The organism is Klebsiella sp. KTE92 (assembly GCF_000398905.1).
GTDB classification, from domain to species: domain Bacteria; phylum Pseudomonadota; class Gammaproteobacteria; order Enterobacterales; family Enterobacteriaceae; genus Klebsiella; species Klebsiella variicola.
Map to the genome: position 1 here is coordinate 234,744 of NZ_KB976100.1, position 21,683 is coordinate 256,426.

22 protein-coding genes are annotated in these 21,683 nt (G+C 60.7%); 5 read left to right on the forward strand and 17 right to left on the reverse strand.

Annotated elements, in window-relative coordinates:
* Positions 1 to 127: 127 nt before the first annotated feature.
* On the reverse strand, positions 128 to 2,275 hold the full coding sequence (fdhF, locus tag A1WC_RS23765) for a formate dehydrogenase subunit alpha (protein WP_077598880.1): 2,148 nt from the start codon (positions 2,273 to 2,275) through the stop codon (positions 128 to 130).
* A 272-nt stretch (positions 2,276 to 2,547) separates the two neighbouring features.
* Between fdhF and A1WC_RS23755 the strand changes: the two genes are divergently transcribed.
* The 3 genes from A1WC_RS23755 (at position 2,548) to A1WC_RS23745 (ending at position 5,042) form a co-directional block, all read left to right on the forward strand.
* Entirely contained in the window at positions 2,548 to 3,276 is a 729-nt protein-coding gene (locus A1WC_RS23755) for a response regulator transcription factor (protein ID WP_008807258.1), read from the forward strand.
* 84 nt (positions 3,277 to 3,360) lie between these two features.
* Entirely contained in the window at positions 3,361 to 4,119 is a 759-nt protein-coding gene (locus tag A1WC_RS23750; RefSeq protein WP_008807257.1) for a type IV toxin-antitoxin system AbiEi family antitoxin, read from the forward strand.
* Between the two features lie 5 nt (positions 4,120 to 4,124).
* A complete protein-coding gene (locus A1WC_RS23745; RefSeq protein WP_012969143.1) occupies positions 4,125 to 5,042 on the forward strand; it encodes a nucleotidyl transferase AbiEii/AbiGii toxin family protein in 918 nt (305 codons plus the stop codon).
* A gap of 124 nt (positions 5,043 to 5,166) precedes the next feature.
* Here the strand turns inward: A1WC_RS23745 and A1WC_RS23740 are convergent, their stop codons facing one another.
* The 4 genes from A1WC_RS23740 to A1WC_RS23725 form a co-directional block, all read right to left on the reverse strand.
* A complete protein-coding gene (locus A1WC_RS23740) occupies positions 5,167 to 6,174 on the reverse strand; it encodes a carbohydrate kinase family protein (protein WP_012969142.1) in 1,008 nt (335 codons plus the stop codon).
* 74 nt (positions 6,175 to 6,248) lie between these two features.
* Positions 6,249 to 7,190, reverse strand: coding sequence for an ABC transporter substrate-binding protein (locus A1WC_RS23735; protein ID WP_012543155.1), 942 nt, complete (start codon positions 7,188 to 7,190; stop codon positions 6,249 to 6,251).
* A 30-nt stretch (positions 7,191 to 7,220) separates the two neighbouring features.
* Complete coding sequence (locus tag A1WC_RS23730; RefSeq protein ID WP_004206363.1) at positions 7,221 to 8,219, reverse strand: ABC transporter permease subunit; 999 nt, start codon at positions 8,217 to 8,219, stop codon at positions 7,221 to 7,223.
* Positions 8,216 to 9,736: a sugar ABC transporter ATP-binding protein gene (locus A1WC_RS23725; RefSeq protein WP_008807253.1), complete on the reverse strand. Its 1,521-nt coding sequence runs from the start codon at positions 9,734 to 9,736 to the stop codon at positions 8,216 to 8,218. Before A1WC_RS23725 ends, A1WC_RS23730 begins: the two co-directional genes overlap by 4 nt.
* 179 nt (positions 9,737 to 9,915) lie before the next feature.
* Here A1WC_RS23725 and A1WC_RS23720 point away from each other — a divergent pair, with 179 nt between their 5' ends.
* Positions 9,916 to 12,201 carry an ATP-binding protein gene (locus A1WC_RS23720; RefSeq protein ID WP_012969140.1) on the forward strand — a complete coding sequence of 762 codons (2,286 nt, stop codon included), beginning with the start codon at positions 9,916 to 9,918 and terminating at the stop codon, positions 12,199 to 12,201.
* A gap of 70 nt (positions 12,202 to 12,271) precedes the next feature.
* Positions 12,272 to 12,625, forward strand: a complete 354-nt coding sequence (yjdP, locus tag A1WC_RS23715; protein ID WP_012543151.1) for a DDRRRQL repeat protein YjdP — start codon at positions 12,272 to 12,274, stop codon at positions 12,623 to 12,625.
* A gap of 22 nt (positions 12,626 to 12,647) precedes the next feature.
* On the opposite strand, the gene phnP is transcribed toward yjdP, so the two are convergent.
* From phnP to A1WC_RS23655, 12 genes are all read right to left on the reverse strand, one after another.
* Positions 12,648 to 13,406 carry a phosphonate metabolism protein PhnP gene (phnP, locus tag A1WC_RS23710; RefSeq protein ID WP_008807250.1) on the reverse strand — a complete coding sequence of 253 codons (759 nt, stop codon included), beginning with the start codon at positions 13,404 to 13,406 and terminating at the stop codon, positions 12,648 to 12,650.
* Between the two features lie 15 nt (positions 13,407 to 13,421).
* Positions 13,422 to 13,985 (reverse strand): ribose 1,5-bisphosphokinase, encoded by a 564-nt coding sequence (gene phnN, locus A1WC_RS23705; protein ID WP_012543150.1) that lies wholly within the window; start codon positions 13,983 to 13,985, stop codon positions 13,422 to 13,424.
* Positions 13,985 to 15,121, reverse strand: a complete 1,137-nt coding sequence (gene phnM / locus A1WC_RS23700; protein ID WP_016160122.1) for an alpha-D-ribose 1-methylphosphonate 5-triphosphate diphosphatase — start codon at positions 15,119 to 15,121, stop codon at positions 13,985 to 13,987. Before phnM ends, phnN begins: the two co-directional genes overlap by 1 nt.
* A complete protein-coding gene (gene phnL, locus A1WC_RS23695) occupies positions 15,118 to 15,798 on the reverse strand; it encodes a phosphonate C-P lyase system protein PhnL (protein WP_008807247.1) in 681 nt (226 codons plus the stop codon). The genes phnM and phnL overlap by 4 nt, the downstream gene beginning before the upstream one ends.
* Positions 15,799 to 15,905: 107 nt before the next feature.
* Entirely contained in the window at positions 15,906 to 16,664 is a 759-nt protein-coding gene (gene phnK, locus A1WC_RS23690) for a phosphonate C-P lyase system protein PhnK (RefSeq protein WP_016160123.1), read from the reverse strand.
* Positions 16,661 to 17,509 carry an alpha-D-ribose 1-methylphosphonate 5-phosphate C-P-lyase PhnJ gene (locus tag A1WC_RS23685; RefSeq protein ID WP_002885202.1) on the reverse strand — a complete coding sequence of 283 codons (849 nt, stop codon included), beginning with the start codon at positions 17,507 to 17,509 and terminating at the stop codon, positions 16,661 to 16,663. The genes phnK and A1WC_RS23685 overlap by 4 nt, the downstream gene beginning before the upstream one ends.
* Positions 17,502 to 18,566, reverse strand: coding sequence for a carbon-phosphorus lyase complex subunit PhnI (locus A1WC_RS23680; protein ID WP_008807245.1), 1,065 nt, complete (start codon positions 18,564 to 18,566; stop codon positions 17,502 to 17,504). The genes A1WC_RS23685 and A1WC_RS23680 overlap by 8 nt, the downstream gene beginning before the upstream one ends.
* A complete protein-coding gene (gene phnH / locus A1WC_RS23675; protein ID WP_004206375.1) occupies positions 18,567 to 19,151 on the reverse strand; it encodes a phosphonate C-P lyase system protein PhnH in 585 nt (194 codons plus the stop codon).
* On the reverse strand, positions 19,148 to 19,600 hold the full coding sequence (gene phnG, locus A1WC_RS23670) for a phosphonate C-P lyase system protein PhnG (RefSeq protein WP_016160124.1): 453 nt from the start codon (positions 19,598 to 19,600) through the stop codon (positions 19,148 to 19,150). The genes phnH and phnG overlap by 4 nt, the downstream gene beginning before the upstream one ends.
* Entirely contained in the window at positions 19,601 to 20,326 is a 726-nt protein-coding gene (gene phnF / locus A1WC_RS23665) for a phosphonate metabolism transcriptional regulator PhnF (protein ID WP_012543146.1), read from the reverse strand.
* 155 nt (positions 20,327 to 20,481) lie between these two features.
* A complete protein-coding gene (yjdN, locus tag A1WC_RS23660) occupies positions 20,482 to 20,916 on the reverse strand; it encodes a VOC family metalloprotein YjdN (RefSeq protein ID WP_002885221.1) in 435 nt (144 codons plus the stop codon).
* A 228-nt stretch (positions 20,917 to 21,144) separates the two neighbouring features.
* Positions 21,145 to 21,480 (reverse strand): zinc ribbon domain-containing protein YjdM, encoded by a 336-nt coding sequence (locus A1WC_RS23655; RefSeq protein ID WP_008807241.1) that lies wholly within the window; start codon positions 21,478 to 21,480, stop codon positions 21,145 to 21,147.
* Positions 21,481 to 21,683: the final 203 nt, after the last annotated feature.

Below are 21,683 nucleotides of genomic sequence, written 5' to 3' on the forward strand. Positions count from 1 at the left end.
CGCTTACCGGGGCTACAGCGTTGTGCGATTTGGTAGCCCGGAGAAGGCGCAATGCGCCGCCTCCGGGGAAAATCCCCGGTAGCGCTACCGCTTACCGGGGCTACTCAATGGTACAAAGGTTCGAACCTTAACCCATTGCGCTTTCGCGCAGGCGGGCTTTCAGCTTGTTGTACTCATCAATCACGTACTGTTCCGCCGCGCGCTGATCGGCAATCCGCTCAACGTTGACCGCGCAGTACTTGTACTCCGGCGTTTTGGTTATCGGACTCAGGTTCTCTGAGACCAGCTCGTTACAGGCACCGATCCACCACTGGTAGGTCATATACACCGCGCCTTTGTTCGGCCGGTCGCTGACCTGCGCGCGGGTGATGATCCGACCCTTACGCGAATTCACCCACACCAGCGCTTCATCTTCGATGCCTAACCGTTCGGCGTCGGCGGTGTTGATTTGCGCATAGCCAGGTTCATCCGCCAGTGCCGCCAGCGCCGCGCAGTTACCGGTCATTGAACGACACGAGTAGTGGCCGACTTCGCGCACTGTCGACAGCACCATTGGGTACTCGTCGGTGAGCTTATCGATCGGCGCGACCCAGTCGCAGGTGAAGAACTGCGCCAGCCCGTTCGGGGTATCGAACTTCTCTTTAAACAGATACGACGTCCCCTGGTCGGCGTCGGACTCATCGCGGCATGGCCACATGACGTAGCCGAGTTCGCCCATTTTTTCATAGGTGGCGCCGTAGAAGTCCGGGCACAGATGCCGCAACTCATCCCAGATCTCCTGGGTATTGTTGTAGTGCATCGGATAGCCCATCCGGGTGGCGATTTCGCTGATGATCTGCCAGTCGGTTTTCAGGTCCCACTTCGGCTCCACGGCTTTAAAGAAGCGCTGGAAGCCGCGGTCCGCTGCGGTATACACGCCTTCGTGCTCGCCCCACGAGGTGGACGGCAGGATGACGTCGGCCGCGGAGGCGGTTTTGGTCATGAAAATGTCCTGGACGATAACCAGTTCCAGATCGTCGAACGCTTTGCGGACCGCCGAGAGTTCGGCATCGGTCTGCAGCGGATCCTCACCCATGATGTACGCTGCCCGCACTTCACCGTGCGCCGCGCGATGCGGCAGCTCGCTGATGCGATAGCCGGTATGTTCCGGCAGGCTGTCGACGCCCCAGGCTTTGGCGAACTTCTCGCGGTTCTCCGGGAATTTGACGTACTGATAGCCCGGATAGGTATCCGGCAGCGCGCCCATATCGCAGGCCCCCTGGACGTTGTTCTGGCCGCGTACCGGGTTGACGCCGACGCTCGGCTTGCCGAGGTTGCCGGTGAGGATCGCCAGGCTGGTCAGCGACCGGACCGTCTCCACACCCTGATAGAACTGGGTGACACCCATGCCCCACAGGATGGCGGCGGATTTGGCGCTGGCGTACATCCGGGCGCAGGCGCGGATCTCCTGGGCGCTGACCCCGGTGATCGCTTCCACCGACTCCGGCGTATAGCCTTCAACGATTTTGCGATACTCCTCGAAGCCCTCGGAACGGCTGGCGACGAAGGATTTATCGTACAGATCCTCTTCAATAATCACGTGGCCAATGGCGTTGAGCAGCGCGATATTCGAGCCGTTCTTCAGCGCAATGTGCATGTCGGCGATGCGCGCGGTTTCAATTTTGCGCGGGTCGCAGACGATGATTTTCGCCCCGTTGCGTTTGGCGTTAATGACGTGATTCGCCACGATAGGGTGGGAATCCGCCGGGTTGTAACCGAAGATAAACACCAGATCGGTGTTATCAATCTCCGTGATGGCATTACTCATGGCGCCGTTACCGACCGACTGGTGCAGACCTGCAACCGAAGGGCCGTGTCAGACGCGAGCGCAGCAGTCGACGTTATTGGTACCAATAACGGCGCGCGCGAATTTTTGCATCACATAGTTGGTTTCATTACCGGTGCCGCGGGAGGAGCCGGTGGTTTGGATCGCATCCGGGCCATATTTGGCTTTAATGGCGCTGAGGCGAGTGGCGACGTAATCCAGCGCCTCATCCCAGGAGACAGCTTCCAGCTTGCCGCCGCGTTGACGACGGATCATGGGGGTTTTCAGGCGCGGCGTCAGGATCTGGGTATCGTTAATAAAGTCCCAGCCATAATAGCCCTTCAGGCACAGGGTTCCCTGGTTGGTTTTCCCCTGCGCCGCTTCAGCCCGAACGATTTTGCCGTTATCGACCACCAGGTTGATTTTGCAACCTGATGCGCAATACGGGCAAACCGTGACGACTTTTTTCATCGGTCTTGCTCCAGTTATTCAATGGGCGCGTTTGCGCTATCGCGCCGTCACTATGCATCTTCTATGCCATATTTTCATTGTGGATATTCCTTGATGATACGCGGCTTTTTTGGGCGAAATGCTGACGAAAAACAGCCTGTCGACAGATTTGACGTGTCGATACGCCGGAGATGTGACGGCGCTTGAAAAAATGTCACCGGGAGAGGAATTTGTCGGCGCAGGCTTGCAGAATCGATCAGACTGACACTAATTCCCCGCGGGCAGAGGCAAAGATGAAACCAGTCATTTTGGTGGTGGATGACGACATAGCGATGGGCGAACTGCTCAGCGATGTGCTTGGCGCGCACGCGTTTGAAGTATTGGTCTGCCAGACCGGCGGCGACGCGCTGGCGAGGGTGGCGCAGCGGGCAGACATCGCGCTGGTTTTGCTGGATATGATCCTGCCGGATACCCATGGTCTGCAGGTGCTTCAGCAGCTGCAGCGCACGCGGCCTGAGCTGCCGGTGGTGATGCTGTCTGGTCTGGGCAGTGAGTCTGATGTAGTGGTGGGCCTGGAGATGGGCGCCGATGATTACATCGCCAAACCTTTTAGCTCGCGGGTGGTGGTCGCCCGGGTGAAAGCGGTACTGCGACGCAGCGGGGCGCTGGCCGGCGAGACGTCGGGCGTCGGCAGCGGCCTGACGTTTAACGGCTGGCGGCTGGATACCACGCGCTGCGAACTGTATAACCCGCAGCAGCAGGCGATCCCGCTGACCCAGGGAGAATATGGCCTGCTGCTGGCGCTGGCGCAGAACGCGCGCCGGGTATTGAATCGCGAACAGCTGCTGGCGCTGACTCATAATGAAAGCACTGAGGTGTTCGACCGGACTATCGACGTGCTGATCATGCGCCTGCGCCGCAAAATCGAGTTAAACCCGCATCAGCCGACGTTGATTAAAACCCTACGCGGTCTGGGCTATGTCTTTTCCGCCGATGTGACCCACAGCGATAAGGCGGCGTAGGGCGAGGTGCTGCCAACCTGCTCTTGACTTTATTTAGCGCGGCGAGTTTACTTTTTTTATTAAAGTGACACCTTGGGTTAATCTATGCCATCAAAATTAAACTGGCTGCTGCAAAACAGTGCTCCCGGAGATGTGATCCTTCAGTCCTGGTTAAGCCGGCATGCCATCTCTCCCTCTCTGGCCTTTAAATACACGCAAAGTGGCTGGTTAAAAAAACGAGGCAACGGCGTATACGCGCGTGCGGGACGTGAGCCGGAGTGGAACGATGCATTAGCATGTTTGCAAAATCAGCTAGCCGCTCCGGTGTATGTCGCGGGGCTCAGTAGCTTAGTCTGGCAGGGTCGTTCACACTATCTACAGCTCAAACAAAACCAGTGCTGGTTGAGTATGGAAAATAAAGCGCTGCTGCCAAAATGGTTCAGGGAATTCCCGGGTGTGGAGTGGATAGTCATATCGGGGCAAAAACTGCCGGTGCTGGATGATAAATACCGCGTAACGCTTGATGTAAAAGGGAAAAGACTCACCGGCAGTGCGCCGGAACTGGCTGCTTACGAGTTGTTGAGCGCGGTACCGGGGACCCTCTCATTTAACCACGCGGCAGAGCTTTTCCAGGGACTGGTTAATCTTAATCCTCGTAAAGTAGAGTATCTGCTTTCTGTCAGCCAGTCCGTGCAGACCAAGCGTTTGTATCTCTTTTTCGCCAGTTTTTACGAGCATGGTTGGCTCAGACGAATCGATAGCCAAAAAATCGATCTGGGAGCGGGTAAGCGGCAAATCGTGGTAAATGGCAAGTTCAATGCTCAATACCAAATCACTGTGCCTGAACGCTTTCAAAAGGAATAAAAAATATGGATATACAGGCGCCCTATTATCGGCAGGTTGCTCTGTTAATGCAGGTTTTACCCTATGTTGCCGTCGAACGGGAATTTGCGCTGAAAGGTGGCACGGCAATCAATCTCTTTATCCGTGATTTCCCACGATTATCGGTGGATATCGACCTCGCCTGGGTGCCCCTGGAAAGCAGAGCGATCGCTTTACCTCATATACGGGATGCGCTTGCACGTATTGCCGCTAATCTGCAACAACAGGCGGGTATGAACGCTGTATTACAAGCTAATCGTTCCGATGAGATGCGTGTCGTTGTTACTACCGATAGCGCACAAATAAAGATAGAGGTCTCACCGGTCGCACGGGGAACATTATATCCACCACAGGAGCGAGAGGTGGTGGGGGCGGTAGAGGACGTTTTTGGCTATGCCAGCCTTCCGGTGGTTTCGTTGCCCGATCTCTACGGTGGAAAATTATGCGCGGCGCTGGATCGCCAGCATCCCAGAGATTTTTATGATGTGAAATTACTTCTTGATGCGCAGGAGCTTAACCGTCCCATTTTCAATGGGTTTATCGCGTATTTACTTAGCCATAATCGGCCTCTGGCTGAAGTGCTTAGTCCTCGCTGGAAAGATATTGCTGAACCCTTTTACCGTGAATTCAGCGGGATGACATTTGAGACGATAGCCCTGGAGGAACTGACAGCAGTCCCCTACAGGATGATTGATGCGTTAAAATCCTGTTTCACGCAACAGGATATCGATTTTTTGCTGTCATTTAAACGAGGCGAACCAGACTGGCGTTTAGCGCCGGAAACACGTATTCAGGATTTGCCTGCCGTGCAGTGGAAATTGCGCAATATTCATCAGATGCCAGCGATAAAACGCGCTGAGTCGTTAGATAAACTGGAAAAGGTGTTGGCCGAGTGGCGCAGTTAGTCATCTGGCCCGCCCTTGTTGAACTCAGCGTAAAACAGGCGTGATTTGAATAAACCGTATCCCTTTTCTCGCCATGATACGTCGTTCTCCTGTGGCATCGCCCTGATAGCGGGATCTACCCAGTCTAACCATTCTGCAACTGAATAAACGCCTGCAGCTCAGGGAGCGTTTTGGCGCCGTCGATCGCATTCGCGGCCTGCAGGCTGGCGCGGGCGCAGGCGTGGGCCAGCTGCAGACTGTCGGTTAACGGCCAGCGTTCGTGGCTGCCGTACAGCAGGCCGGCGCAGAAGGCGTCCCCGGCTCCGACGCTGCCGATAATCTCCTCCGGCGGCAGCCGCCATGACGGTACCCAGCGCCCGGCTTCCGTGCGGGATACGCCCCATGCGCCCTCCGGACAATGGATCACCACCCGCTGGCGCACGCCGGCGTCAAGTAATGCGCTGGCGGCGCGGGCGATATTAGCGACGTGCGGCTCACCGTTGGGCAGACGGATTTCCAGCCCGCTAAACTCGCTGGCCTCCAGCTCATTGATGGTCAGGTAGTCGAGATGCGCCAGCGCCGGCAGGACCCGCGGGCGGTAGTGCGGATCGCCTTTGCGCGACACCAGGTCGAGGGACACTTCATAGCCTCGATCGCGCATCTGCGCCAGCAGTCGCGCGCTGCGGGTGCCGAACGCCTCGTCGGGGAGATCGAGGCTTTCGAGCAGCAGCAGATAGCCGAGATGAAAAATCTTCAGCGGCGTATCCAGCGGCTCAAAGGCTGGGAGGTCAAGCAGTCGGTTGGCGCCGGGAGAGTGAAAGAAGGTGCGCTGGCCGTCGGCGTCGGTCATCACCTGGGTCATCGAGGTGGGTGCGGAGCTGGTGCGCTGCACGAGCTGGCGATTGATATGGTACTGATCGAGCATGGCGGTAATGTAGTCGCCGTCGTTATCCTCGCCAATCAGGCCAACCGCCTGCAGCGGCAGTCCGGCATGCATTTTAGCCAGGGTCAGCAGGACATTCAGCGGGGCGCCGCCGGTGGCGCGTTCACTATGGACAATTTCCACCAGCCAGCCGCGCTCCGGCCACTGCCTGATCTGGTGGACATGATCGACCAGCATGTTGCCTGCGGCAATAATCCCTTTACGTTCCATGATCGCTACTCCGCGCCGTCATACTCGTTAAGCGTAGCGCACAATCGGCGGAACGATTGTGCGCCGGGTTGCGCTTATTTCACGGTCCAGCCTTTGTAAGAGCTGACGTTGTTTTTGTCGATCATCGTCACCGGGATTAGCACAGGCGCGGTCGGCGCCGGTTTGCCCTGCAGGATGTCGTAGCCAATCTCCACCGCCTTCGCCGCCATGACCTGCGGATCCTGCGCCGGCGTCGCGACGAACAGGGAGTTCTTACGCTTCAGCGCCTCTTCGCCGTCCGGGCTGCCGTCGACGCCCACGATGAAGAATTCGCTACGCTGCGCCTGTTTCGCCGCCAGATCGGCGCCAATCGCCGTCGGATCGTTGATCGCGAACACGCCGTCAATCTTCGGATTGGCCGCCAGCAGGGAGGTCATCACCTCCAGGCCGCCTTCCCGGCTGCCTTTAGCGTTCTGGTTGGAGGAGAGGATTTTTATATCTGGGTGTTTTTTGAACTCCGTTTCGCAGCCTTCGACGCGGTTTTGTACCGCAGATACCGGCGGCCCGTTGATGATCACCACGCTGCCTTTGTTGTTCAGGCGGTCGCTAATGTATTTACAGGCCAGCTCGCCCGCCTGGGTGTTATCGGAGGTAATGGTGGCGTCGGCGCCTTCGGCGGCGACGTCAACCGCTACCACCACGATCCCGGCCTCTTTGGCCCGCTTCACCGCCGGGCCAATGCCCTTCGAATCGGCGGCGTTGAGGATGATCATATCGACTTTGGCGGCGATAAAGTTATCGATCTGCGCCACCTGCTGGCCCAAATCGTAGCCGCTGGAGACCAGCGTCACTTTGACATTATCTCCCGCCAGCTTGCGGGCCTCCAGCTCCGCCCCTTTGGTGATCTGCACAAAGAACGGGTTGGCAAGGTCGCCCACTGTCACGCCAATCGCTTTCAGTTCTTTGGCCGACGCAAAGGGGGAGGCGGCCAGCAGCGCGCCAGCACACAGCGCGGTCACTATCGGTTTTAAACGCATTCGCTTTTCCTCGCAGGTAAGATGGTGTTGTTATGCACTTTGATGGTGTCGGGTACGGTATTTGTCGATCAGCACCGCAATGATGATCACCGCCCCTTTGATCACCAGTTGCCAGAAGTAGGAGACCCCCATCAGGGTCATGCCGTTATTGAGGGTGGCGATAATCAGCGCCCCCACCAGCGTACCGGTGATGGTGCCGATACCACCGACGAAGCTGGTGCCGCCGAGAATGACCGCGGCGATGGCATCCAGTTCGTAGCCGACGCCGAGGTTGCCGTTGGCGCTGTATAACCGCGAGGCGCTCATCACCCCGCCAAGACCGGAGAGCAGGCCGCTCATGCCGTAGACAAACAGCAGCACCAGCCAGACTTTGATGCCGGTCAGCCGCGCCGCCTGCATGTTGCCGCCCACCGCGTAGATATGCACCCCAAGGGTAGTGCGGCGCAGGATAAACCAGCACACCGCGATAACCGCCAGGGCGATGACCACCAGCCACGGCACCGGGCCGAGATAGTCATTGCCGATCCACTCAAAGCTGATATCGGAGTTGATCACCGTGGTGCCGTCAGCCAGCAGATAGGCGGCGCCGCGCAGCGCCGTGTAGGTGCCGAGGGTGACGATAAACGGCGGTAACCCGGCGAAGGCGACCAGCGCGCCGTTGAACAGCCCAAGCAGCAGGCCGAGCATCAGCGCCGCCGGAATCGACAGCAACGCCAGCTCCGGGATCAGCGACACCACCATTGCCGCCACCGCGGTGGTGCCGAGAATGGAGCCGACGGAGAGGTCAATGCCGCCGGTAAGAATGATGAAGGTCATTCCCGCCGCCAGCACAATGTTGATCGAGGCCTGGCGGGTGATATTCAGCAGATTGCTTTCCGTGAAAAAGTTGGGGGCGATAAAGCCGAAAACGGCGACGATCAGGATGAGGATCGGCAGAATGCCGACGGTCTGCATCAGGTCGCCCATCAACATTTTTTTCGCCGAAGCGGATTTCGCGACCGGCGCGGAGGTCTCTTTCGGTATGCTCATAGTTGCCCTGCCTTAAGGTGAGAATCGTTCACGCCGGTGGCCAGCGTCATGATACTTTCCTGGCTGATATCGCCGGCCTGTAACTCGCCGGCGATAGCGCCCTCGCGCATCACATAGACCCGGTCGCTCATGCCCACCACTTCGGGCAGTTCGCTGGAGATCATCAGAATGGCGACGCCCTGGCGCGCCATGTCGTTCATGATGCGGTAAATCTCGCTTTTCGCGCCGACGTCGACGCCGCGGGTGGGTTCATCGAGGATCAGAATGCGCGGGCCAATCGCCACCCAGCGTGAAATCAATAATTTCTGCTGGTTGCCGCCGGACAGTCCGCCGGCGCGCACCTGGGCGTGCGGCACGCGGATGTTAAGCAACTGGATGGCGTCATCGGAGATGGTTTGCGCCTTCCGGCGGTTGAGCATCCCCCAGTTCGCGTCGCGCTCCAGCGTCGCCATGGTGATGTTTTCCTGGGCTGCCAGTTCGAGAAACAACCCCTGTTCTTTGCGGTTTTCGGTCAGAAAGCCGATCCCGAGGTCGATGGCTTCGCGCGGCGAGTGGATCACCACCGGCTCGCCGTCGATCTCAATCACCCCGCCAGTGGCTTTGCGCACGCCGAAGATCAGCTGCGCCAGTTCGGACCGTCCGGCGCCGACCAGCCCGGCGAGGCCGACGATTTCGCCAGCATGCACCACGAGGCTGCTGGGCTTCACCTTGCCGCCATCGGTCAGATCCTCGACCCGCAGGCGCGGCTGGCCGCGGGGGATGTCACGTTCTTTATTGAACAGATCGCTGAGCGGGCGGCCGACCATCATGCGCACCAGCTCCGGCGCGTTGAGCTTGTCACGCACCAGGCTGCCGACATACTGCCCGTCGCGCAGGACGCTGACGCGGTCGGAGAGCTCATACACTTCCGCCATGCGGTGGCTGATATAGATAATCGCCATCCCCTCATCGCGCAGGCGCAGGATGAGCTCGAACAGGCGCTGGGTTTCCCGCGAGGAGAGGGCGGCGGTGGGTTCATCCATCACCAGAATGCGGCTTTGACGGTGGAGCGCCCGGGCGATCTCCACCTGCTGCTGTTCGGCGATGGTCAGGGTCATCACCCGGTCGCTGGCTTTGAACTGGGCGCCGAGACGGTCGATCACCGCCTGCGCCTGGCTGAGCATGGCTTTGCGCTGCACCAGGCCACCGCGCGCCAGCTCGCTGCCGAGGAAAATGTTTTCCGCGACGGTCAGGTTCGGCGCCAGCTGCATCTCCTGATAGATCAACGTGATCCCAGCGGCCAGCGCGTCCTTGGGGCCGCGGATGGTTTGCGGTTTTCCGTCGATCAGGATCTCGCCGCTGGTGGCGGTATAGGCGCCGGCAAGGATCTTCATCAGCGTGCTTTTTCCGGCGCCGTTTTCTCCCATCAGGGCATGGATCTCCCCTGGCCAGACCGTCAGGTCGACGCCCTTCAGCGCGTAGAATTTGCCAAAAGCTTTGGCGATATGGCGCATTTCCAGTACCGGGGTGGCGGTCATCGCGGCGCTCCTGTCTATGAGAACAATAGCTGCAGTCCACCACCGGAAAATAAATGCAGAATGTCAGAATCCATTCATATTTGTCATAGTGATAAATAGTTAACCGCGATCACAGTTACGCGGCGTCATTTTCTGCACCGTCACGCTTATCTGCCGACCGATCCTTCACTGGAGTTGCTATGACCGCTCGCCGACACCCGTTTTTCACCAGCGCCCGTGGCCGCCTGCTCTCCTTTAATCTGCTGATGGGCGTGGTCACCCTGTTGGTGAGCGGCGTGGCGGTGTTCGGCTTTCACCACGCCAGCCAGTTGCAGGAGCAGGTGCAGCGCCAGACTCTCAACGACATGCGCGGCAGTATGGATCTGGCGCGGGACACGGCGAATGTCGCCACGGCAGCGGTGCGCCTGTCGCAGGTGGTGGGGGCGCTGGAGTACAAAAGCGAAGCGGAACGGCTGCTGGCGACGCAGCAGGCGCTGAAGCACTCGCTGGCCCAGCTGGCGGCGGCCCCGCTGGCGCAGCAGGAGCAGGCGCGGGTGGCCAATATTATTCGCCGCAGCAACGCGCTGCAGCAGAGCGTGGCGGAGATGCTGGAGCGCGGCCAGCGCCGCCATCTGCAGCGCAATGCGCTGCTGAGTTCGCTTTACCAGAATCAGAGCAACCTGCGCCATCTCGCCGATCTTAACGATCGCGGCGGGGATAAGGCGATCGATCCGCGCCGGCTGGCCGAGATGGACCGGCTGATCGTGGCCGCGATCCATACCGTTACGCCGCGGTCGATCGTTCTGCAGCTCGACCAGCTGCGCGGCGACCTGCCGGCAGGCAGCGCCGATCCCGCGCTGGCGTTTTTCCTGCCCGACGTCAACCGGGAACTGGCGACGCTGGCCCCGCTGTCGGCCCAGCTGGAGGAGAGCGATCTGACGATCAGCTGGTACATGTACCACATCAAAGCGCTGGTCGCGTTGCTTAACGAGGACATCAATCAGTACGTGACCCGGGTGGCGGAAGCCTCAGAGCAGCGGGCGGCGCAAAGCCATCGGGAGCTGCGCTCCATCAGCATGTTTATTCTGCTTTCCGCGCTGCTGGCGCTGGCGATCACCGGCTGCGCCGGGTGGTATATCTACCGTAACCTTGGCTCGAACCTGACCGCCATCTCCCTGGCGATGTCGCGGCTGGCTCAGGGGGAGCCGAACGTCTCGGTGCCGGCCCTGCAGCGGCGCGATGAGCTGGGCGAGCTGGCGCGAGCTTTTAACGTTTTCGCCCGCAATACGGCGTCGCTGGAGCACACCACCCGGCTGCTGAAAGAGAAGACCACCCAGATGGAGATCGATCGGATTAAGCGCCAGGAGCTGGAAGAGGCGCTGCTGCACAGCCAGAAGATGAAGGCCGTCGGCCAGTTGACCGGGGGGCTGGCGCATGACTTTAACAACCTGCTGGCGGTGATCATCGGCAGCCTCGAGCTGGTGGAACCGGACGCACGCGATGCGCCGCGCCTCTCCAGGGCGCTGAAGGCGGCGGAGCGTGGGGCGCTTCTGACTCAGCGGCTGCTGGCCTTTTCGCGCAAACAGGCGCTGCATCCCCAGGCGGTGGCGATGGCGCCGCTGCTGGAGAACCTCAGCGAGCTGATGCGTCACTCCCTGCCGGCGACCTTAAGTCTGGAGATTGAGGCGCAGTCGCCGGCGTGGCCGGCATGGATAGACGTTGGCCAGCTGGAAAACGCCCTGATCAATCTGGTGATGAACGCCCGTGACGCCATGGCCGGGCGCGACGGGGTTATCAAAATACGCACCTGGAATCAGCGGGTCACCCGCAGCAGCGGTCAGCGGCAGGATATGGTGGCCCTGGAGGTGATCGATCATGGCAGCGGGATGTCACAGGCGGTGAAAGCCCGGGTGTTTGAACCGTTCTTCACCACCAAAGCCACCGGCAGCGGCAGCGGTCTGGGACTGTCGATGGTGTATGGCTTTGTGCGCCAGTCGGGCGGCCGGGTGGCGCTGGAGAGCGCGCCGGGGCAGGGGACGACGGTGCGGCTGCAGCTGCCGCGGGCGATGACCGAGGTTGAGACGACGGTGGCGCCAGCGGAGGACGAGCCGCTGCCGGCGGGAGAACGGCTGGCGCTGGTGCTGGAAGATGAAGAAGATGTACGCCAGACGCTGTGTGAACAGCTGCATCAGTTGGGCTGGCTGACGCTGGAGACGCCGAGTGGCGAAGAGGCGCTGCAGCTGCTGGAGGCGTCGCCGGATATCGCGCTGTTGATTAGCGATCTGATGCTGCCCGGCGCGCTGAGCGGCGCCGACGTGATCCATACCGCCCGACGCCGCTTTCCGGCGCTGCCGGTGCTGCTGATCAGCGGCCAGGATTTGCGTCCGGCGCAGAATCCGGCCCTGCCGGAAGTGGAGTGGCTGCGTAAGCCGTTTACCCGCGCCCAGCTGGCGCAGGCGCTGAGCGCGGCGTACGCGAGGATTTGAGATTCCTCCGCTACTCGGGGGGTGTACGCTTGATTAAGGTAGCGGCAGGACTCTGACGAGATTGGCCCCGATGAAACGTTACGCAACCGCACTGCTCTTTTGCACCCTGTCGCTGACCAGCCTGGCCGCTCGCGCCGATATTATCGATGACGCGATCGGCAATATTCAGCAAGCCATTAACGACGCCTATAACCCGGGTAGCAACCGCTCCGATGACGACGACAGATATGATGACGATGGCCGGTATGATGACGGGCGCTATCAGGGGAGCCGTCAGCAGAGCCGCGACAGCCAGCGTCAGTATGACGATCGACAACGGCAACTGGACGATCGCCGCCGCCAGCTTGACGAACGCCAGCGCCAGCTCGATCAGGATCGTCGCCAGTTAGAAAGCGACCAGCGTCGTCTGGATGATAGCTACTGATCGCTCCGCAACGGACCTGCACTTAATCCAGCACGATTTCCATCCCGTCATATCCCGCTTCGAAACCTGTCGGCAGCGGGTTATCCATCATCCAGACATCTAACTGGTGGCTGATATGGGTAAGGATCACCCGCGGACAGCCTATCACCTGGTTAAGGTGGCGGACGGTGTTTAGATCGTTGTGGTTACGCGGGGTCTGCGCGCGCGGCTCATGACTGCAATCAATGATCATCGCCTGCGGGCGGTTGTTGAGTAAAAACTTCAGCGTCTTGTCCGGCAGCCCGGCGGTATCCGAGAGCCAGGCCACCCGGCTGTGGGCCGACTCCAGCAGATAACCGAAGGTGAGCTTCGAGTGGTTGAGCGGCAGGGGCGTTACCCGCAACCCCTGCAGGTCAAACACCACAAACGGCGTGACGGTATGGCTAAAATCGAGCAGGCCGGGGTGCTTGAGTAGATCGTCGCAGCCGGCGTCGTCCGGCGGGCCATAGACCGGGATCGACGCGCCGACTCCCCAGCGCAGCGGAAACAGCCCCTGCACATGATCCAGATGGTAGTGGGTCAGCAGCACCTGCTGAAAACTACCGGCGGGATGATGTTCCATCAGATCCGGTCGTCCGGCATCAAGCAGCGTCACGGCGCTGTTGAACGTGACCACGCCGCTACAGGGGCGGCGTCGGTGGCTCTCCTCGCGGCGGGCGCGGCGGCAGGCCGCGCAGTCGCAACCGAAGACGGGCACCAACTGGGCGCCGCCGGTGCCGGTTAAACGGATTGTCAGGCTCATCGTGTCACCTTTCACTCATACCGGCTGATCTTCTACGCGTGCCACGTGGCTGCGCAGCAGGCGGAAGAAATCGTCAACCGATTGTCGAAGACTCCCGTCATTATTCAACGTCAGGCAATTGTCCGGCTTATAGCGCGCGGCGCGATCCAGACGCTGGGCGATTTCCAGCGCGTTTTCCCGGCCGCGCTGCTCCAGCCGCTGGCGGAGCACCGGCGGCGAGACGGCGAGACAGATCGGCACCAGCACCTCGCCGTAGCGTTCCCGGGCCAGCGCCAGGTGGGCGCGGGAGCCGTTGGCCACCACGTCAAAGCCAGCGTGCAGCCACAGGTCGATCTCCACGCCAATGCCATAGTAAGTATTGTTGGCGTGCCAGCTGAGAGCAAAAAGATGCTGCTCGGCGCGGGTAAAAAATTCATGTTCGCTGAGGGCGATATGATTCTCGCTGCCCGCGTTAAACGGGCGGGTAATGTAACGATGGGCCACCAGCAGCTGCGGGTGCTCGCGCTCGCGCAGCGCCGCCAGCAGGCTGTCTTTACCGGAGCCGGAGGGCCCCACCAGCCAAATCAGTTTTCCCGGCATTAAAAGACCCTCGTTCCCTGGCGCCAGACATGGTCGATGTGCACATGCTCGCCGCGACGGTGCGCCAGCACCAGGTCGGCGCGTTTCCCCTCGGCGATGACGCCGCGATCGTCAAGGCCCAACGCCTGCGCCGGATGCTTGCTGACCAGACGGATCGCCTGCGCCAGGGTGAAGGCGTTATCCTCGGCGTCGGCGATGCGGAAAGCGGCATCCAGCAGGCTGGCGGGGTAATAGTCAGACGAGAGAATGTCCAGCAAACCACTGCTCGCCAGCTGGTGCGCCGCGATGTTGCCAGAGTGGGAACCGCCGCGCACGATATTGGGGGCGCCCATCAGGACGTGCATCCCATGCTGACGTGAAGCCTGCGCTGCGGCCAGCGTGGTGGGAAACTCGGCGATGACGCTACCTAACTGACTGGATTCGGCCACATGCGCCTCGGTGGCGTCGTCGTGGCTGGCGAGGGCGATACGACGGGCGCGGCACATGGCGGCGATGGTCTGACGATTCGGCTGCGACCAGGTGGCGGCCAGGGCCATCTGCTCGGCTTCAAAACGGTCCATTTCGTCGTGAGTGAGATGGTATTTGCCCTGATAGTAATCGCGGTACTTACTGCGATCGGCGTACTGACGCTGGCCCGGGGAGTGGTCCATCAGAGAGACCATGCTCACTGACTCGCGGTCAATCAGCTTTTCGAACAGCGGCAGCGTGGTGTGATGCGGCAGCTCGCAGCGCAGGTGCAGGCGATGCTCGGCGCGGTTGAGGCCGCGCTTTTGCGTCTCTTCCACCGCATTGACCATCTTCTCCAGATTCTCAAGACGATCGCCGCCATCACGCACGTCGCCAATCGCCACGGCGTCCAGCACGGTGGTGATGCCGCTGGCGACCATCATGGCGTCATGGCTGCTCATCGCCGAGTGGGCCGGCCAGTCTACCTTCGGTCGCGGGGTAAAGAACTTGTCGAGGTTATCGGTATGCAGTTCGATAAGGCCCGGCAGCAGCCAGCCGCCTTCCCCATCCAGCGCCTGCGGCAGCCGACTCTGGCTTTCGGCGAAAGCGAGGATGCGACCGTGCTGGACTTCCAGTGAACCGTGGACCACGTCGTCGTCGAGAACCAGTTTTACGTTATTGATAATCATGCTGTCATTCCCATGGGGTGCAGTCGGTCGGCGACCTGACGGCGTACCCCTTCGTCATGGAAAATCCCCACGATGGCCGCGCCGCGCGCTTTGGCATCGTGGATCAGGTTGACCACGGCAGCACTGTTTTTGGCATCCAGTGAGGCGGTGGGCTCGTCAAGGAGCAGAATCGGATAGTCGACCGCAAAGCCGCGGGCGATGTTGACCCGCTGCTGCTCGCCGCCTGAAAAGGTCGACGGCGCAAGGTGCCACAGGCGTTCCGGAACGTTGAGGCGGGTCAGGAGCTGGGCGGCTTTCGCGGCGCTCGCTTCACGCGGCGTCCCAAGGTCGAGCAGCGGCTGCATCACCACCTCCAGCGCTGAAATGCGCGGGATCACCCGCAGAAACTGGCTGACCCAGCCGATGGTGGTTTTGCGCACTTCCAGTACCTTGCGTGGGGTGGCGGTGACCAGATCCACCCATTCCTCGCCGTGGCGGATGTGGATATGGCCGCTGTCCGGCAGATAATTGGCATACAGCGAACGCAGCAACGTCGATTTGCCGCTGCCGGAGTGACCGTGGAGTACCACGCACTCCCCGGCGTTAACGGTCAGCGAGGCGTCGGCCAGCACCGGCAGGCGCACGCCGTGCTGCTGGTGCAGAACAAAGGTTTTATGGATGTTTTCAACGCGGATCATGTTAGCCCTCGCGGGGTTGGGTTGCCGGGTGGCGCTTCGCTTACCCGGCCTACGAATAACGCACCTGTAGGCCGGGTAAGGCGCAGCCGCCACCCGGCAAAACAGCATCAATTCTGCAACACCGACGACACCAGCAGCTGGGTGTAAGGGTGGTGCGGATCGTCGAGCACCCGGTCGGTTAAGCCACTCTCGACTACCTGGCCCTGCTTCATCACCAGCAGACGGTTCGCCAGCAGACGGGCGACGCCGAGATCGTGGGTAACAATCACCACCGCCAGATTCAGCTCCACCGCCAGGCCGCGCAGCAGATCAAGCAGCCGCGCCTGCACGGACACATCCAGCCCGCCGGTGGGTTCATCCATAAACACCAGCTTCGGCTGGGTAACCAGATTGCGGGCGATCTGCAGACGCTGCTGCATGCCGCCGGAAAAGGTAGTGGGCAGGTCGTCGATGCGTGAGGGCGGGATCTCCACCTCCTGCAGCCACTTTTCGGCGGTGGCGCGAATGTTGCCGTAGTGGCGGGCGCCGGTGGCCATCAGCCGTTCGCCGATGTTGCCCCCGGCGGAGACCTGGCGACGCAGGCCGTCCATCGGGTGCTGATGCACCACGCCCCATTCGGTACGTAGCAGGCGGCGGCGTTCGGCTTCGCTCATGGCATACAGCGAGCGCTGCTGGTACAGCACCTCGCCCTGCTGTGGCCTCAGGCGGGCAGAGATCGCCTTCAGCAGGGTGGTTTTACCGGAGCCGGACTCCCCGACGATGCCGAGTACTTCTCCCGGCCACAGTTCAAAGGAGACATCGCGAAAACCTTTGTCCGGGGCGTAGAGATGGGTCAGGTTATTCACAGCAAGTAATGGCTGGCTCATTTTTTCTGCCCCTCGCTCTGCTGGCGGCAATAGTCGGTATCGGAGCAGACAAACATCCGCTGGCCGCTGTCATCCAGTACCACTTCGTCGAGGTAGCTGTGGCGCGAGCCGCAGATGGCGCAGGGCTCATCCCACTCCTGCACGGTAAATGGATGGTCATCGAAATCGAGACTTTCCACCGGGGTATAGGGCGGCACCGCGTAGATCCGCTTTTCGCGCCCGGCGCCGAACAGCTGCAGCGCCGGCATCATGTGCATTTTCGGGTTATCGAATTTCGGGATCGGCGAAGGGTCCATCACGTAGCGGCCATTGACCTTCACCGGGTAGGCGTAGGTGGTGGCGATATGGCCGAAACGGGCGATATCTTCATACAGTTTCACCTGCATGACGCCGTACTCTTCCAGCGCGTGCATGGTGCGGGTTTCGGTTTCGCGCGGCTCGATAAAGCGCAGCGGTTCCGGGATCGGCACTTGATAGATCAGGATCTGATCCTCCACCAGCGGCGTCTCCGGGATCCGGTGGCGGGTCTGGATCAGGGTGGCGTCTTCGGTACGCTCGGTGGTGGCGACACCGGTGACGCGCTTAAAGAACTGACGAATCGACACCGCGTTGGTGGTGTCATCCGCGCCCTGGTCAATCACCTTCAGCACGTCGTTCTCGCCGATGACGCTGGCGGTCAGCTGGATGCCGCCGGTGCCCCAGCCGTAGGGCATTGGCATTTCGCGACCGCCGAACGGCACCTGGTAGCCGGGAATGGCCACCGCTTTGAGGATCGCCCGGCGGATCATGCGCTTGGTTTGCTCGTCGAGATAAGCAAAGTTATAGCCAGTCAGTGGGTTAGCCACGTTCGTTCTCCCGTTGCAGGCGTTTCAACAGCGCCAGTTCGGCCTGGAAATCGACATAGTGCGGTAGTTTCAGATGCGAGACGAAGCCGGCCGCTTCGACGTTATCGGCATGGGCCAGCACAAACTCTTCATCCTGAGCCGGGCCAGCAATCTCTTCGTCATAGTCTGGCGCCTGCAGGGCGCGGTCGACGAGGGCCATGGCCATTGCTTTGCGCTCGCTCATGCCGAAGGTCAGACCGTAGCCGCGGGTGAAGTGCGGCGGCTCATCCTGCGGGGCGACGAAGCCGTTGACCATTTCGCATTCGGTGAGCAGCAGCTCGCCAATATTGACGCTAAAGCCCAGCTCTTCCGGCACGATTTCCACCTGCACGTAGCCGCTGCGGATCTCGCCGGCAAACGGATGGTTGCGGCCATAGCCGCGCTGGGTCGAATAGGCCAGCGCCAGCAGGTAACCTTCATCGCCGCGCATCAGCTGCTGCAGGCGCGAGGAACGCGAGCAGGGGTAGACCGGCGGGGTGCGGGTGATATCGTCGGGCGGCGTGCCGCGATCTTCCTCGGCCTTCGCCAGCCCCTGCTGCGTGAGCAGGCTAAAGACGTGCGGCGTCGGCTCTGCTTCGCCATCGGCTTGCTGCACAGACGGCGCTTCGCCGTTGGCCAGCAGGGTAAAATCGAGCAGGCGATGGGTGTAGTCGTAGGTGGGGCCCAGCAGCTGGCCGCCGGGAATGTCTTTGTACACTGCGGAGATGCGGCGTTCGAGGCGCATCTCCGCAGTGTTAATCGGTTCGCTGACCGCCAGCCGCGGCAGGGTGGTGCGGTAGGCGCGCAGCAGGAAGATCGCTTCGACGTTATCACCGCTGGCCTGCTTGAGCGCCAGCGCCGCCAGTTCGCGGTCGGCGATGCCGCCCTCGGTCATCACCCGGTCCACCGCCAGGTTGAGCTGGTCGCCTATCTGATCAACGCTCAGTTCGGGAAGCCGTCCATCGCCCCGCCGTTTCTGTTCCTGTAAGGCGTGAGCGGCGAGGATCGCCTTCTCGCCGCCCTTGACGGCTACATACATTTAGCAAACCTCCACGTGGGTGGTGCGCGGGATCGCCAGCAGGCGCTCGCCGCAGGTGAGGATCAGGTCGATGCCCAGCGGGAACGGATGCGGGCGTTCGGTTAATTCGTCGATGATGCAGTCCGGCAGCTGCGGCGCAATCATTCGCTCTTCGGCAATGCCTGCCCCGGTCAGGCGCAGCATGCGTCCGCCGCTGAGGCTGGCGAGCTGAACAATCAGCGTGACGCCGGTTTCCGGAGCGGTGACGGTGCCAGCGGAAAGGACGTTGAGCTGCTCGGCGCTGATACCGTCATTGGCGACGGCAAAGACTGCCTGCTGCGGCTGGTCCACCAGCGGCGCGCCGGTATGAAAGCGCAGATTCTGTCCCACCAGATCGTTATGCAGGGCGCTGGCGAGCCAGACCGGCGTTTCATGATCGGCAAGGGTCAACAGCAGGCTGGTGGAGGCCACGTTCAGCGGCTGCCAGCCGTGCTGCAACTGCTGCAGGGAGACAATCACCCCCGGCTCGCTCATCGCTTTCAGCAGGCGACGAAAACTGTGTTGGGCATCCTGCACAGCCAGGGAAAAAGCGGGTTGTAAGGTCATGCGTTATCTCCGCGAACCAGGGTAAAGAAGTCGACCCGGCTGGCGTTGACTTCGGCGCGTCGGGCTTCAATGTGCGCGCTGCGTAGCGCTTCCAGCGGGGTTATCAGGGTTTCCATTAACGTGTGAAAATGGCGGGGCGACTGCAGCAGGGCGTCGATGACCGCGCAGCGTTCGGCATGCGGGCGGTCGCGGCCTAAGATCCAGCTGTAGCCGAGCGTCCCGTCGGCCAGACGTACCGCCGCGCGGGTGAGCGTGGCGTCGCCGGCAAAGAAACGGTCGCCGATGCCGCCCATGCGGGCCTGGAGCTGTACCAGCCCGGTTTCCGGGGTGCGAATCAATTCATACGCCGGCGCCAGCTGCAGGGACTGCATGCGCGCCAGAAGATCTTGCGGTTCACTGTGGGCCAGCACGGACATCCAGCGCTGGCGGGTGGCGGTATCGAAGTGCATTCAGTGCTCCATGGTAAATTCAATCATGTCGGCGCGGGTCAGGCTGACGGAGTATTCGATGGGGGTCTGCTCGCCCTGGCGGCTGTTGAGGGTGCGTACGCAGAGCAGCGGCGCCATGTTGGGGATCTCCAGCAGCTTGCTCTCTTTCGCCTGCGCGCGGCGGGCGCTGATTTTGGTGCGTGCCCGGGTCAGTTTGACGTCGAGCTCATCGCGCAGCAGGTCGTGCAGCGATCCGTGGCTAAAGGTTTGCAATACCGGCCAGAAACGCAGGTCGGCGAAGTAGTGGTCGATCAGGCACAGGGCGACGCCATTGACCCGGCGCAGGGTGCGCAGGTGGATGACGTTCTCGCCCTCATTGATGCCAAAGGCCTCGGCAACATGCGCGCTGGCGGGGCGCAGCACCGACAGCAGCTTTTCGCTGGTGGGATCGCTGCCCTGTTCCAGCAGGTTCTGGCTGAACCGCGCCTGAGCATTAAGCGGGTAATCGATCGGCCGCATCAGCACCAGCACGCCGACGCCCTGACGGCGCTGGACCCAGCCGCGTTCAACCAGCTGGTCGATAGCCCGGCGCAGGGTATGGCGGTTAACGTCGAAGCGCGTCGCAAGCTGCTGTTCGGCGGGCAGATAGTCGCCGCAGCGATAGTGGTGGCGCAGCTCCTGCTCAAGTCGGGCGGCGATTTCCTGATAGCGCGTGGGATAACTGGTCGGATGTCTGGACAGGTGCATAGTCATCAAGCCTCACACAGCATAGGCGAGGAGGTCCCTCGCGTTGTGGGCCGATCCTGACCGGTTTATGTTGCATTTCGGTTAAGTGATGATGACCAAAGGATGAAGAGTTGGTGCCAGACGGATGACAGGGCGGCCGGGCCGCCCTGGCGGGGTCAGCCTTGTTTGACCACGTTGATCATCCAGGGGACGCCAAAGCGGTCGACGACTTTGCCGAAGCCGTGGGCCCAGAACGTTTCCTGCCAGGCCATCTCAATGCGCCCGCCGACGGCCAGCGCGTCGAACCAGCGCTGGCCTTCAGCGACATCGCTGGGATCGAGGACGAGGGTGAAGCCGGCGTAATGCACATCGGGCCCGAAGGCGCTGTCGCTCAGCATCAGCTCGCCATTATTGATGCGCAGGCTGGCGTGGGCGATGGCATCATCTGCCATCTTCTGGCCAGACGGGCAGCCGTCTGACGCTTCTTGCGCCGGGGGCGGCATTTCGCCAAAGGTCATTTTAAACATCAGCTCCGCGCCCAGCGTCTGCTGATAGAAGGCGATTGCCTCGGCGCAGTTGCCTGCAAAGGCAAGGTAGGGACTTAAGGACATGGTGAATACCTCAGTGACCGTAACCCGTAAAGCGTAGTCGCCGGGGACGCTGTTGAGCCAGACGGCAGCGCGAAAATGTGTAGCGGCATAGCGGCGAAATGGTCAGTGAAAATAGAGGGGACTGAGGCGGAAAATAACAGGTTGCACAGGGAGCGGGTGGGGCACGATGATATCGGGAGCGGCGACGGTGGTGCAGGAAAATAATGACGCCGACCTCCCGGAAATAAATCAGTTCTTTTTGACGAATTCCGACTTGAGCTTCATCGGACCAAAACCGTCAATTTTGCAGTCAATATTGTGATCGCCTTCGACCAGACGGATATTCTTCACTTTGGTGCCGATTTTCAGCATCGAAGAGCTGCCTTTTACCTTCAGATCTTTCACGACGGTAACGCTATCGCCATCGGCCAGTAAATTGCCATTGGCATCTTTAACGATCAGAACGTCGCTCTCTTCTGTCGCCTCGGCAGGGTTCCACTCATGGGCACATTCCGGGCAGATGTACATGCCGTTATCTTCATAAGTGTAAGTCGAATCGCATTTTGGGCAGTGTGGCAGTTGCATGACGTTCCTCGTGATGTCATCGGAAAACAGGACGTTGGTCCTCTAAACAGCGGCTGATAGCCGAAAGTGTGGCTGATTATAGCGCAATCACCCACTTTTGTCGGGTGTTTTTTTAGTAAAAATTACCCATCATACTATTCGGGTGAAAGCAGAATAACCGCCAAAATTATCCGCCAGAGGATAAGGGGGAGTGAGGAAATAAT

Bases quoted from the DNA above. Each gene is read 5' to 3' on its own strand.
- phnF (WP_012543146.1), bottom strand. From the start codon at position 20,326: ATGCACCTGTCCAGACATCCGACCAGTTATCCCACGCGCTATCAGGAA.
- A1WC_RS23725 (WP_008807253.1), bottom strand. From the start codon at position 9,736: ATGACCGCCACCCCGGTACTGGAAATGCGCCATATCGCCAAAGCTTTT.
- yjdN (WP_002885221.1), bottom strand. From the start codon at position 20,916: ATGTCCTTAAGTCCCTACCTTGCCTTTGCAGGCAACTGCGCCGAGGCA.
- phnK (WP_016160123.1), bottom strand. From the start codon at position 16,664: ATGAGCCAGCCATTACTTGCTGTGAATAACCTGACCCATCTCTACGCC.
- A1WC_RS23680 (WP_008807245.1), bottom strand. From the start codon at position 18,566: ATGTATGTAGCCGTCAAGGGCGGCGAGAAGGCGATCCTCGCCGCTCAC.
- phnN (WP_012543150.1), bottom strand. From the start codon at position 13,985: ATGCCGGGAAAACTGATTTGGCTGGTGGGGCCCTCCGGCTCCGGTAAA.
- phnG (WP_016160124.1), bottom strand. From the start codon at position 19,600: ATGCACTTCGATACCGCCACCCGCCAGCGCTGGATGTCCGTGCTGGCC.
- A1WC_RS23755 (WP_008807258.1), top strand. From the start codon at position 2,548: ATGAAACCAGTCATTTTGGTGGTGGATGACGACATAGCGATGGGCGAA.
- yjdP (WP_012543151.1), top strand. From the start codon at position 12,272: ATGAAACGTTACGCAACCGCACTGCTCTTTTGCACCCTGTCGCTGACC.
- A1WC_RS23745 (WP_012969143.1), top strand. From the start codon at position 4,125: ATGGATATACAGGCGCCCTATTATCGGCAGGTTGCTCTGTTAATGCAG.
- phnP (WP_008807250.1), bottom strand. From the start codon at position 13,406: ATGAGCCTGACAATCCGTTTAACCGGCACCGGCGGCGCCCAGTTGGTG.
- A1WC_RS23735 (WP_012543155.1), bottom strand. From the start codon at position 7,190: ATGCGTTTAAAACCGATAGTGACCGCGCTGTGTGCTGGCGCGCTGCTG.
- A1WC_RS23730 (WP_004206363.1), bottom strand. From the start codon at position 8,219: ATGAGCATACCGAAAGAGACCTCCGCGCCGGTCGCGAAATCCGCTTCG.
- phnM (WP_016160122.1), bottom strand. From the start codon at position 15,121: ATGATTATCAATAACGTAAAACTGGTTCTCGACGACGACGTGGTCCAC.
- phnH (WP_004206375.1), bottom strand. From the start codon at position 19,151: ATGACCTTACAACCCGCTTTTTCCCTGGCTGTGCAGGATGCCCAACAC.
- A1WC_RS23750 (WP_008807257.1), top strand. From the start codon at position 3,361: ATGCCATCAAAATTAAACTGGCTGCTGCAAAACAGTGCTCCCGGAGAT.
- A1WC_RS23720 (WP_012969140.1), top strand. From the start codon at position 9,916: ATGACCGCTCGCCGACACCCGTTTTTCACCAGCGCCCGTGGCCGCCTG.
- A1WC_RS23655 (WP_008807241.1), bottom strand. From the start codon at position 21,480: ATGCAACTGCCACACTGCCCAAAATGCGATTCGACTTACACTTATGAA.
- phnL (WP_008807247.1), bottom strand. From the start codon at position 15,798: ATGATCCGCGTTGAAAACATCCATAAAACCTTTGTTCTGCACCAGCAG.
- A1WC_RS23740 (WP_012969142.1), bottom strand. From the start codon at position 6,174: ATGGAACGTAAAGGGATTATTGCCGCAGGCAACATGCTGGTCGATCAT.